Origin of the sequence: Indolivaga capnocytophagoides DSM 22835 (assembly GCF_000426485.1) — a bacterium.
Taxonomy (GTDB): domain Bacteria; phylum Bacteroidota; class Bacteroidia; order Bacteroidales; family Dysgonomonadaceae; genus Dysgonomonas_A; species Dysgonomonas_A capnocytophagoides.
Window position 1 is genome coordinate 112,222 of record NZ_KE384530.1, and the last position, 13,232, is coordinate 125,453.

8 protein-coding genes are annotated in these 13,232 nt (G+C 40.7%); 3 read left to right on the top strand and 5 right to left on the bottom strand.

Annotated elements, in window-relative coordinates; translation table 11 throughout:
- From K322_RS21005 to K322_RS0117645, 5 genes are all read right to left on the bottom strand, one after another.
- The coding region (locus K322_RS21005) for a hypothetical protein (protein ID WP_026628064.1) at nucleotides 1-954 on the bottom strand (954 nt) is incomplete at its 3' end.
- Nucleotides 955-1,646: 692 nt separating this feature from the next.
- Nucleotides 1,647-2,573: a DMT family transporter gene (locus K322_RS0117630; protein WP_026628065.1), complete on the bottom strand. Its 927-nt coding sequence runs from the start codon at nucleotides 2,571-2,573 to the stop codon at nucleotides 1,647-1,649.
- 95 nt (nucleotides 2,574-2,668) lie between these two features.
- Nucleotides 2,669-4,054, bottom strand: coding sequence for an efflux transporter outer membrane subunit (locus K322_RS0117635; protein WP_026628066.1), 1,386 nt, complete (start codon nucleotides 4,052-4,054; stop codon nucleotides 2,669-2,671).
- Complete coding sequence (locus tag K322_RS0117640; protein WP_026628067.1) at nucleotides 4,051-7,194, bottom strand: efflux RND transporter permease subunit; 3,144 nt, start codon at nucleotides 7,192-7,194, stop codon at nucleotides 4,051-4,053. The genes K322_RS0117635 and K322_RS0117640 overlap by 4 nt, the downstream gene beginning before the upstream one ends.
- Complete coding sequence (locus K322_RS0117645) at nucleotides 7,191-8,366, bottom strand: efflux RND transporter periplasmic adaptor subunit (protein ID WP_051290951.1); 1,176 nt, start codon at nucleotides 8,364-8,366, stop codon at nucleotides 7,191-7,193. Before K322_RS0117645 ends, K322_RS0117640 begins: the two co-directional genes overlap by 4 nt.
- A 353-nt stretch (nucleotides 8,367-8,719) precedes the next feature.
- On the opposite strand from K322_RS0117645, the gene K322_RS0117650 reads away from it, so the two are divergent.
- Genes K322_RS0117650 through K322_RS19985 form a run of 3 tightly spaced genes read left to right on the top strand, consistent with a single transcriptional unit; the run spans nucleotide 8,720 to nucleotide 13,218 of the window.
- Nucleotides 8,720-10,702, top strand: a complete 1,983-nt coding sequence (locus K322_RS0117650) for a DUF3857 domain-containing protein (protein ID WP_026628069.1) — start codon at nucleotides 8,720-8,722, stop codon at nucleotides 10,700-10,702.
- Nucleotides 10,703-10,712: 10 nt separating this feature from the next.
- Nucleotides 10,713-12,626, top strand: coding sequence for a DUF3857 domain-containing protein (locus K322_RS19980; RefSeq protein ID WP_051290954.1), 1,914 nt, complete (start codon nucleotides 10,713-10,715; stop codon nucleotides 12,624-12,626).
- 25 nt (nucleotides 12,627-12,651) lie between these two features.
- Nucleotides 12,652-13,218 carry a GDSL-type esterase/lipase family protein gene (locus K322_RS19985; RefSeq protein ID WP_051290955.1) on the top strand — a complete coding sequence of 189 codons (567 nt, stop codon included), beginning with the start codon at nucleotides 12,652-12,654 and terminating at the stop codon, nucleotides 13,216-13,218.
- The last annotated feature ends 14 nt before the right edge of the window (nucleotides 13,219-13,232 follow it).

The window sequence follows — 13,232 nt, forward strand, 5'->3', positions numbered from 1 at the left end:
CCAAGTTGCTTTACCAGTTGCATCCGACATAAGGTATTTTCCTGCTGCTGCCCCGTTGCCAGCCAGAGTAAATGTCCCGGACGAGGCTATGGTGGTAGCTCCGGTAACAGTCAGGGTCCCGCCATTGTGTGTATTTCCTTGTATAGCCAAAATGTAACCTGTCGCAGGAGTTCTGTTGATGCCGATCTCCCCTGTTGTAGATATTCCCATACGGTATACTCCACGTGTAAGAAACTTGATACCTCCATATGCGGCCATCCAGAGAGAATTGCCTGCTGTAGTCCAAGAATCAGAAATCCATTTAAGAGAATAGTGTCCCATCTGCTTAGCATCATACGTAAATACATCAGTAAGAGATGCTCCTAACATATAATTAGCTGGCAAATTGACATTTTGGGTACGTGTATCGCCTGCTATGTCTAAAATAAAGGGATTGTCACAAGCCTTCCCGATGCCTACAGTTCCGTTCAATCTGGATTTGCCTTCCACAAAAAAGTTTTCGTTGGCAGAACTGCTAGTCAGAGAGACTCCTACAGCTACTTTACCTGCCTGATAAATATTCTGAGTATTACCGGTAGCTTGTGTGCTGCTTCCCTGCACCAGCCACGGCTCGTTAGGAATAGTAACGGAACCACTGGTAAAGGGCTGCCACAGACTGCCGTCAAAATAATAATATCCGGGTTTGTCTATATTTGTTGTTTTCGTACTGACAGTACCGTCGGCAACAGTCACATAGACGATAGCCCCCCGTTGGTCTGCATTGTATCGGGTATCTTTGCCGATGAGTTGAGCACGGCTCAGATTGGGAGCTATAATACCTTCGGCTGTCGAGCCATCTGTCTTGGTAGGTACTATGTGGAATGTTGTTTTCGGGGTTTCTGTATTAACTCCCACCTGGGCATGTAATAAACTTATAGATAATAAGCTTATTGCCGTAAAATAAATTTTTTTCATTGTCTTTTGTTTGAGTGTTGTTTTGGCCTTGAGACCTTGTTGTTGTTTATATTTCGAGTTGTTAAGGTAGTAGTAGCGTATCTGTAACTTAGATAATCATTGATAACTGTTAGCTGTTGGCGGCTAGCTGAAAAATGCAGTAAAGTGCATTCTATGCACTTTACTGCATAATGAAACCGATTGTCGGACAAGGATATGCTGACAGCAGAATCAGAACGACAACAAAATAACAACAAGACTGTCATACACAGTTTGTCCGGTCGGTTTATATAATTGGTATATGGTTTTTGGTAAGCCAAGAATGGAGGAAAGGCCAGAAGTCTGTATGGGCGAAACAACGAGCGACAGCAAGGGGTATAAAAAACGCCTGTTGACTGTTCACTGATGACTGCTAACTGTATATGCGAAGCATAAAAATAGGCTCCGTTATTTTGACACAATAGAAAATTTTGATTATTTATTACGCCAGGTGCGTCTCTCTCTCTCTCTCTCTCTCTCTCTCTCTCTCTCTCTCTAATATTTCACACAAAATAGCCAAATCCAAAACGTTAATTTTTAGATTGATTGTGGAGTTTGTATGTGTGAAATTTTTAATCATTTGCTTGATTAACTGTAAGTATTATTTTATTAAGCTGGTGCAAATATATATATTATTTTTAATATTAATAGAATCAAGATCTTTTCTTGAGACTTTATCTTGTCTCTTCAGCCAGCACATCTTCTCTCGACTTGCTTTGTGTTACCAGATATACACCTCCCAGAATAAGAACTCCCGATATGGCTTTCTCTACTGAGAATGAGTCCTGTCCCAATATAATAGCAATAAAAGAGGCTATAAGCGGCTGCATGTTATTATACATGGATATGGTGGTAGGTCTTATCCGTTTCTGAGCAATGGGGATAAGCATATAGGCTATAAATGTGGCAAAGAGTAATGTATATCCTATCAAAACAAATGGTGTTGTTTCGCTCTGCTGAAATAATGGGGCTTCTATCAGGTCTCTATAAAAAAACGGAACAACTAATACAGCCGAATACAGAAACATCCACTTCATGATAGTTATTGCAGAGTATTTCGAAGACAATGGGCGTGTGATAACGATATAGGTCGCATAACTGAGCGAACTACCCATTACCGAAAGATTGCCTTTCATACTCGAATCGGCCGTTATATCTCCATGATGGCTTGTATATACAAGGAATATTGCCCCGACTGCGCCTAGAAATACACCTGATACTTTCTGGGTTGTAATCGGTTCTTTTAACACCAGTGCAGCAATAACCATTGCAAAAAGGGGGGTGCTGGTTGTAATGATGGAAGCATCTACCGGAGAGGTATTGCTTAATCCGAAGATAAACAAGCCCTGATTGAATATGATACCTAATAATGCCCCGGCAAATAGCAGCAGGTGATCTTTCCGTTCGACTTTATCTTTCGTAGTAAAAAGGGATGCTGTCCAGAATGCAATAGCCGCAAAAGTGATTCGGGCAAGAGTCAGCCCGTAGGCGGAGATATAACCCGATTGAAGCATGTGCTTACTTACGGGAATATTGACTGCGAAAAAGCATACAACCGAAAACATGGTTATATGACCTAATTGTTTTTGCGAAAGTGCCATTGTTATTCGAATGCTTATGAATGAACTGCAAACTTACTGAATAAAACAGCATAAATACATTCTTTAGCTAAATATATTTGAGCCGGTTATCTTTATCATTCCTTCAAGCCTCCGCCTAAAACTTTATACAGCATAACTACCGAGTTGAGCTCTGCCAGGATAGCATCATTTAACGATATTTCGGCATCAAACAGCTGACGCTGGGCATCCAGTACATCCATATATGAAATGATGCCGTTCACATATTGCAGACGCGACAGATTCTGATAAGATTGTACTGACTCATACAGCTTTTCGCGTGAAACACGTACTTCTTTTGCCTTCTGAAAGCTATTGATGGCATTGTTTACTTCCTTGAATACATTCTGAACGGTTTTCTCATAGCTGTATATCTCTTGCTCATAAGCTGCTTTTGCTGCATTATGTCCTGCCTTATTTTTCCCGAAGTTAAATAATGGGCCGGTCAATGCACTGCCGACAAACCATGTGGGACTTTTGAGAAAATTAGCTAATTCGGAGTTTTCTCCACCGACTCTTCCTGTTAATTTAAGACTCGGAAACATACTGGTCAAGGTTACCCCCACTTCTGCATTGGCAGCGATCAGCCGTTGTTCGGCTTCGGCAACATCCGGTCGTCTTTTCAAAAGGGTAGATGGTAGATCTATCGGAAGATTAGGCGGCGTGGGTATTTTGCTGATGTCAGTCTTACTTCTTAGTATTTCACCGGGAAATCTCCCTAATAAGGTGGATAAATCATTCTCCTTCAGCTTTATTTCGTTTTCAAGGCTTGGAATCAAGGTCTCGGTACGAGCTAATTCTACAATGCTCTGCTTATAAGTTATTTCGGATGTTAAGCCCCCTTCGAACCTGAGTTTTGCAAAACGCACACCTTCCTTACGGGCTTCAAGAGTCTGTTTTACAATTTCGAGTTCACGGTCTAAAGCTTTCAGTTCGAAATAGTTTTGAGCTACCTGAGATATGATCGTAAGCCTTAATGCCTTTTGAGCTTCTACCGACTGCATGTATTCGGCAACACCTGCTTCATTTGCCCATCGTAGTTTTCCCCAGATGTCTACTTCCCATCCGAATGTGATATCTGCATGAATTTCGGGTGTGAATTTCTTATTGTCTCCGCCATAATTAAGGTATTCCCTCTGAGCCAGTCCGTCTAATCCTATTTCGGGCAGCATATTGGCAAAAGAGATACGCTTGTTTGCTATCATCTCTTTGATACGGGCTGTGGCGATCAGTACATCTTTATTGTGATCTAATGCCTGCCCGATCAGTTGCTGTAGGATAGTATCCGAATAAAGTGTACTCCATCCGATATCGGCAATAGATCCGTCTTGTAATCCGTCGGTTTCGAAAGTGTCGGGCATATCGCTCATTACAGGGCGCTGGTACGATTTCCCGATTTTGCATGAACCGAGAAAGATACTACTCAATAAAATAAAGCCGATAATGTATTTAATTTTTGTCATTTCTTTTTGTTTTTGAATCTCTGTGATATGAAACGGGGAAATTTAAGTTCGGGTATTTTGAACTTATTCTTTACTTTATAAACCATCACAAAGAAGAAAGGAATCATTACAATGCCTAATGTACTGGCAACAATCATCCCGAAGAATACACCTGTTCCGATAGAGTGGCGGCTTGCCGATCCGGGTCCTGAAGCTATAACCATTGGGAGCATACCCAAGATGAAAGCAAAAGATGTCATCAGGATAGGACGGAAACGGAGTTTGGCTCCTTGTACCGCTGCAAATACAGGCTGCATACCTGCATCGACCTGTATTTTGGCAAACTCTACAATCAGAATGGCATTTTTTGCCGCCAATCCGATGAGGGTTACCAATCCTATCTGGAAATAAATGTCATTTTCAAGCCTTAATAATGTGATACCGGCAAAAGCACCGAGTACTGCGATCGGCATGGACAATAGCACGGCAATCGGTACAGTCCAGCTTTCGTATTGGGCGGCAAGAAATAGGAATACAAACAGGAATACGAGTCCCATAACGATCCCTGTTTGTCCACTTGCTTTTTGTTCTTGAAAAGATAATCCGCTCCACGCTAAACCGATATTATCGGGAAGTTTGTCTTTTACAATGTTTTCGATAGCAGACATGGCCTCTCCGGAACTGTGCCCGGATGCAGGAGTAACCTGTATCGAAGATGAGGTGTACATATTGAATCGGGTGATGTTTCCGGGACCTGTCGTATAACTGGTTGTGCCTAATGCGGTCAGAGGTATCATTGAGCCGTTGCTTGCCTTTACGAAAAACAGGTTGATATCATTGGCTGTTGCCCTGAATGATTGATCGGCTTGTATATAAACTTTATAAATACGGTTAAACATATTGAAGTCATTGACATATACAGAACCCAGATAAGCCTTCATCGTGGAGAATATATCGGCGATGGGTACTCCTAACAGTTTTGCCTGATCCCTGTCTACATCAAAATATAGCTGCGGTATTTCGGATTGCAGAGACGAAGAAACATTCGAAAATTGTTTGGCTTTATCTGCATACAGCATAAATGTATCGGTTGCCGCGACCAGATCGTCCCATGTAGCATCCGATCGTGCCTGAAGTTTCATTTCTATACCGCCTGCACCTCCAAGTCCCGGTATGGCAGCAGGACTACTTACAAAAGCCCGTATTTCGGGATAGTCGTAAAATTCTTTCTGTACATCTTTCATTACCTCTTCAACACTTTCGCTGCGATCTTCCCACGATTTAAGAATAACGGTAAGAGTGGCTCTACCCTGATTAGTACCTACTCGGGGACTTGAGCCTGTTACATTCTGAACATAAGCTACCGCATCGTGATCATCAAGATAAGCTATTGCACGGTCTGTAACAGTCCGCATACGTTCGAGAGTCGAACCTTCCGGCATTTCGAGTTCAACGGTGAAGTATCCCTGATCTTCCTGAGGAATAAAGCTCGTCGGGGTCATTTTGTTAAATACGAAAATGAGAATGAGCACCATACCGAATCCTGACATAATGCGACGGGGGTTGTTGATGACTCTCACCAGCAGGTTTCCGTATTTAGTGTTGCCTTTGGCGAGCCATTCGTTTATTTTACGGAATACGATATTCTTTTCCTTATGATTGGGCTTCAGTATCAGTGCGCACATCGCAGGGCTGAGTGTTAATGCTACGATTGCCGAGATAACTACGGATACAACAATAGTTACCGAAAATTGCCTGTATAAAGATCCTGTTATACCATCGAGAAAACTAACGGGAACAAATACCGCTGCCAATACAAGAGCAGTAGCAACCAATGCCCCGACCAATTCTTTCATGGCCATATGCGTGGCTTCCCGTGCCGAAACTCTTTTCTCTTCCATAATACGCTCGACATTCTCGACGACGACTATTGCATCATCTACAACAATCCCGATAGCCAGAACCAGTCCCAGCAAGGTAAGCATGTTGAGCGAGAATCCCATGATGAGCATAAAGCCGAATGTTCCGATCAGTGATATCGGTACAGCAATAATAGGTATCAGTGATGCCCGCCAGTTTTGTAAGGATAGGAATACAACCAAGATTACCAGAAATAATGCTTCGAATAAAGTTTTGTACACTTCGTGGATAGATTCTGATATATATTTGGTCATATCAAACGGTATCTGATAATCAATCCCGGCTGGGAAATCGGCTTTTAGATTTACCAATGTTTCTTTTACTTCTTTGGCAACCTGCATAGCATTTGCGCCGGGCAGCATATATATGCTCAGTACGGTGGCGTATTTGCCGTTCAATCCGCTCTCGGTGTTGTATGATGATGCTTCGAGCGATACACGTGCGACATCTTTCATACGGATAAAAGATCCGTCGTTATTGGCTCTGACTACAATATCTTCAAACTGACCTACTGTGGATAAACGCCCTTGTGCTGTAATAGGAGTCGACACATCTACATTTACAATCGGCTGTTTGCCTAATTCTCCTGCGGCAGACTCTCTGTTCTGGTCTTTCAATGCATCTTGCAAATCTTTTACAGTAAGACCGAAACTGGCAAGCTTATCAGGATATACCCATATCTGCATGCCATAATACCTACTGCCGACATTCGAAACACGTCCTACTCCGGGAATACGACGGATAACATCCAGAACATTGATTGTGGCATAATTACTCAGGTATATTTCATCGTATTTTGCATCTGAAGAAGTTAAAGCGATAGTCATCAGCTGGCTGGGAGCCTGCTTTTCTACTGAAATTCCATTTTGTAGAACCTCCGCAGGTAATCTGGATTCGGCTAGTTTTACCCTATTCTGAATTTCAACGGCAGCGAGGTCTACGTTTGTGCTTACATCAAAAGTGACGGTTATGGATAAGCCGCCCGAATTGGAACTGCTCGATTCCATATATATCATACCCGGAGTACCATTCAGTTCCTGTTCGATAGGGGTGGCAACCGCCTGAGAAACGGTCGTTGCATTTGCTCCGGGATAAGAAGCACTGATTTTTACAACAGGGGGAGTTATCTGAGGATATTGCTCGATCGGCAACAGGATGATCCCTATAACCCCGATTATAACAATAAACAGAGATAGCACTGTTGATAAAACAGGTCGGTCGATAAAAAATCCAGCTTTCATTGTTTAGCCTCCTTCTTTTCTTCGAGACGGCTTTTTTCCTTATCGACGATTTTTTTCTCTTCGTCAGGGGTACGGGCTATAACTGTTTGTCCGTGGGTAAGTTTTTGATAGCCTTCTATTACTATTTTTTCGCCTTTACTTAATCCCCTTGTTACCACTATACGGTTATTTTCTTCGGGACCTGTTTCTATATAGCGTTTTTCCGCGGTATTATTCGGTAAGATCACAAATATAAAAGCACCGCCTTTTTCTATTGATATGGCTTTTCGGGGGACTACTATTACATTTTCGAGAACGTCAAGCAGTAACTTTACACGAGTAAACTGTCCCGGCAATAATACCTGATTGGGGTTTGGTAATACAGCCCGTACTCCGAATGTACCGGTCTTGGGATCTACCAGCGGTGATGCAAAATCTACGATTCCTTGTTCGCTGTATGCGCTGTTGTCGGCAAGTGTTACTGTAACGGTTGGCTGCCATGAACGGTTTTTGTCTTGTTCGCCCAAGTGTACATTACGCCGTTGGCTTCTCAGGTAATCCAGAGATGTTAATTTAAAGTCAACCTGTACTGTATCTCTTTGTACTACTGTTGCGAGTAGTGATGTTCCTGATTTTCCGACCAATGTGCCGATGTCTACATATCGCTCACTGATATACCCCGAGAGCGGAGACCGAACAACAGTATAACTGAGTTCCAACTCGGCTTGTTCGAGGTCAGCCTTACTCATCAGCACACTTGCTTTTGACATATCGAGAGCGGCTTCGGCATTATCCAGATCAAGCTGGCTGGCTGCATTTTGTACGTATAGCGGACGCAGTCTTTCCACATCGCGCTGCGATTTGGCTGCCTGAGCTTCATCCTTTTTTAGCTGGGCTTTGGCTTTTTCTACCCTGGCTTTGTATGGAGCATTGTTTATATAGAACAAAGGTTCTCCGGCAGATACTTTTTTTCCTTCATTGAAAGTCATTTTTTCAAGAAAACCTTCTACACGTGCATGGATCTCTACTTTGCGGGCTGCTTTTATAAGCCCTACATATTCGCCGTATATTTGAATGTTGTCGTTCGAAACGTCTTCGACTTCTACAACCGGAGGTTTTACTTCGTGTTTTTTGCAGGCCGCAAGTAATAGTATACAGCATGCCGAAAAAATAAAGATTTTATTATATCTCATAGTGATTCATATATTTCATGTGCTTGTTTCAGAAAAAAGATGTCTTGTTTCAGATAAACCTTTAGAAATGTAAACAGTCTTATTTTGAAAAATGTTTAGTCTGTTAATAATCTGAAATCAGAAATAAGACTTGCTTTTTAGCATAATGATGCACAGACAACGTCAAACGATGGGTTCATTAAGGCTTTTTTTGACTTTATTAAAGTTTTTAAAGCCTTTTGCAGAACAGATTTCAAAGACTTTAGTATTGTGTTCTATATTTGTGTGTTTCGTTTCTGTGAAAGTAATTGTATAAATGTTTTTTTTATTAAAAATTTATATACTTTTACGTAAGTAAACACAAAAAGATAATTATGAAAACACACGCAGGCTTTTTAATACTGATGCTATTGGTTTCTACATGTTTATCCTATTCTCAAACTAAATTTGGTAATGCGACAATGGATGAGCTGAATATGACAGTTTATCCGCAGGATTCTACTGCTTCTGCCGTTATTTTATCCAAAGAAGGAGAGACCCGTTTTATCTATAATGAAGTGAATGGGTTTCAGTTTGAATATACATTGAAAGTCCGCATGAAAATTCTTAAAAACGAGGGGCTTGATCTTTGTAATCAGAGTATTTCGTATTATCAGGAAAGCCGGTCTACCGGCGAAAAGATCATAGGTTTGAGTGGTACTACATATAATCTGGAAAATGGCAAGATCGTAAAGACAAAGTTGTCAAACGATTATATTTTCGATGAAGATGTCGAAAACTTGTGGAAAGTTAAAAAATTCTCCATGCCGGGAGCAAAAGTAGGGTCGGTTGTAGAATATAAATATACGATAACTTCCATATATCTGTATGAATTGCGTGAATTTGTGTTTCAGGCTTCAGTGCCGACTCTTTATACTTCATATGAAATTATAATACCCGAATATTATTCGTATAACGTAAATATGCAGGGATATGAAGGAATAGCAACCAAAAGGACTCCCGAAAATGTATCTTTCCATGTCAGTTACAGGGATGATAATGGATCGATGCGTTCAGACCGAGTGTCTGTATTAGCGGAAAAATACTATTTTTCCGGGCAAAATATACCCGCAATAAAAGACGAGCCCTTCCTTTGGTCTTTGAATGATTATATAACAAAGGTTAGTTTCGAATTGAGATCTATAAAATATCCGTGGTCAACCATAAAATCCCTGACTGCCTCATGGTCTGATGTCGACAAGCGTTTGTTGGATGCGTCATCTTTCGGCGGAAACCTGAAAAAAAGCGGATTGTTTAAGGATGAAATCTCAAACAAAGGTCAGACAATCGAGAGAGCTTCCGAAATTCTTGACTTAGTGAAAGCAAAAGTCAAATGGAACGAGAAGAATGATTTGGAACCTATAAATCTGAAAGATGCCCTGAATAAGAAAATCGGAAATAGTGCCGACCTTAATTTCTTATTGATAAATGCCCTTAAAGCAGGAGGTTTTGAGGCTTATCCTGTGGTAATGAGTGTAAGAAACAAAGGACGTCTGCCTTTAGCTAATCCATCGGTGTCGGAATTGAATTACACGATTGCCGCAGTGAAAATAGATACATCTTTATTTTATACCGATGCTGCTGCAAAATTCGGAGCATGGAATGTTTTACCCGAAAAATGTATGGTGCAACAAGCTCGTATAATTGATGCAGCCTATTCGGGATGGAATGACTTGTCGTCATGTTCAAAATCTGTTTATGGAATGATTGCCACAATAGGCTTTACCGATGATAAAATGAAGATGACCGTAAGAGATGTGATGAGAGAAGAGGCTGCTTTGGTATTTAAAAATTCGTATGAAAACTATAAAGACCGGAATGAATACATAGAGAAACTGACATCGAGGCTCGGCGGTGGTGAAATAGAAGACTTTTCGATCAACGGAATAGATACAGCAGGTACGGATGTCAGAATAGCTTATACCTATCTTAAAGATAAGCAGGAGAACGGCGATATGATTTATTTAAATCCCTTGGTGGAAAAATTATATACAGAGAATCCGTTTAAAGCTGAGACCCGTAAATTTCCAATTAATTTTGGAAGTGTAACGGATTATAAGCAAATAATATCAATTAATGTACCTGATAACTATACTGTAGAAGAAATACCTCAGTCGGCTAAAGTGGTGTATGGCGATAATGATCTGATCTTTCTATATCGTGTATTGGCTTCCGGAAATAAAATACAATTACAATACAGTTTACAGATCAATAAATTGATCCTTTTACAGGATACCTATCCCGATTTGCAGGACTTCTTTGCTAAAATCGTACAACAGAGCGGAAATCAGATCGTGTTGAAAAAAGTCGCATTATAAAAATAAGGCTATGATTAATAAAGCTTTCCGTTGTGTTTTGTTTATACTTGTTATTGCGTTCAGTTTTTCTGCATACAGTGCCGATAAGCTGTCTTATCCGGTATCGGAAATTGCCGATAGTTTGAAAAAGAATGCTTATGCTGTAGTGCGGTTAAACCGGCAGGATTTTGTCCAATCGGATATAAACCATGCTGTTTACAAATACACAAAGGTGATTACCGTGCTGAACAAACAGGGAGAAGAATACGGTGATTTTAGTTTTAGTGGTGATAAGTTCCGTGAGTTATCTTCTTTTTCGGGAATAGTTAGAGATGCTGCCGGAAACGTTGTCAGGAAGATCAAAAAGAGTGATCTTATTACTTCTACTATTTCGGACGGAGCTTTAGCGACTGATGCAGTTGATATTATGTATTCATATAAAAGTGCAGCTTATCCTTATACTGTTGAATATGAATGTCAGGAGAAATGGAAAAACGGGATAGTCGTTTATCCTCCTTTTTATCCATATCTTGGATTCTATACCTCAGTCGAGAGCAGCTCAATAAGGATTGAAGTTCCCTCTAACCTGACTTTACGGAAATACAGTTCAGGAGATCTGGTACTTTCGGAAGAAAAGACCGCAGCTTCTGTCGTATATACGGCTTCGGCTGAAAATTTACCTGCGGTAGAATATGAAGCATTGTCTCCCTCGTACAGAGCGATTTTTCCAAGGACATTGATGGCTCCTTCTGATTTTTGTTATGATTCGTACTGTGGAAATATGACCGACTGGAAGAATTACGGGTTATGGGTTAACGGGCTGTTGAAGGGCCGTGATCAGTTGCCGCCAGCTTTGGTCGATCAGTTAAAAAATATGACTGTACAGTATAAAACGTCCAAAGAAAAGGTAAAGGCAGTGTTTGAATACATGCAGAAAAATACCAGGTATGTGAGTATTCAGTTGGGAATAGGCGGATTTCAGCCGATGGATGCCATGACTGTTTCGAAGTCTGGATTCAGTGATTGTAAAGGATTAACGAATTACATGGGAGCCCTGTTGAAAGCGATTGACATTCCGTCTTATTATTGTGTGATAAGTTTAAAAGAAAAGGAACTGTTTGCAGATTATCCAAATTTTAATCAGGCAGACCATGTCATACTGATGGTTCCTGACGGAAAAGATAGCCTTTGGCTTGAGTGTACAAATCAGACTTTGCCGTTCGGATATATACATCAGGACATTGCCGGACATGATGCGCTGGTTATTACAAGCGAAGGTGGTGTACTGAAACGGTTACCATCGTATACTGACAAGGAAAATAAGATAGAGTCGGCTGTGAAACTCGTTCTTGATGAAAATGGAGGCGTAACAGGAGACTTAGCTCTGAAAGAATATCTGGATGGATTCGAGCAGAGTTTTTCAGTGATAGAATCAAATGACAGGGAACGCCTGATCCGCTATATAAACTCTAATGTACAGATACCCAAAGTTCAGGTTGGGCAGATAGAAGCTTCCGTTGATAAGTCCCAATATCCGTCGGTATCATTATCTGCTCCATTTACTGCGGCTGATTTTGCCAGTAAAACCGGAAGCCGTTTGTTTGTGCCCATTTATCCGATGAAGCAATCAGGGATACCTGTCCTGACAGCTCAAAACAGGGCTCATGATATTTATATAAGCAAAGGTTTTACCGATACGATATCTATAACATTTGTTATGCCTGAAGGCTTTGATGTGGAATCTTTACCCAAAGAAATGAACATTGACAGCTCTTTCGGGTTATTTACATGTAAGAGTGAGAAAAAAGATAACCGGATATTGTATAATCAGATGATTGACATTTATTCGGGTCAATATGATAAAAGTAAATATAAGGAAATTAAAGACTTTTTCAATAAGATAAATTCAGCATTAAAGCAAAAAATGGTATTGAAAAAGTTATAGTGAAAAAAGATAGCGGCTTTAACTTATGTCAGATATTTCAGAACGGGTGGTTTTTATAGGAGATTCAATATTTGAATATTGGGAGAAAGAAGATCCGTTGTTTTTTGCAGACAATCATTATATAAGCAAAGGTATCCGGGGGCAGACTACCGGTCAGATATTGGCTCGGTTCGAAGAGGATGTTATCGCTCTTAAACCTTCGATTGTAGTAATAGAAGGGGGACTTAATGATATCTCCGAATACGAAAGCGGTCCTTATAATGAGGATGAAACAATGCGGAATATAATAGAAATGACAGAACTTGCCGATTTCCATGGAATTAAGGTCATATTGCTATCGGTTCCTTATACAAGTGCATTCGGGTGGGGAATTCATATCGAAAATCCACAGGAGCGGACACAGAGTCTCAATCTGAAAATAAAAGAATTTGCCCTGAAAGAGCATATTATGCATGTCGACTGTTTTGCTCCTATGCTTACAGACAAGGGGGTAATGGCAAGAAAATACATTCCGGACGATATACATCCAAACGCAAAAGGCTATGCCTTGATGAAACCTCTTATTCAGCAGGCTATTTCGGCCTTACGTTAAGATCTCGGGCTTTC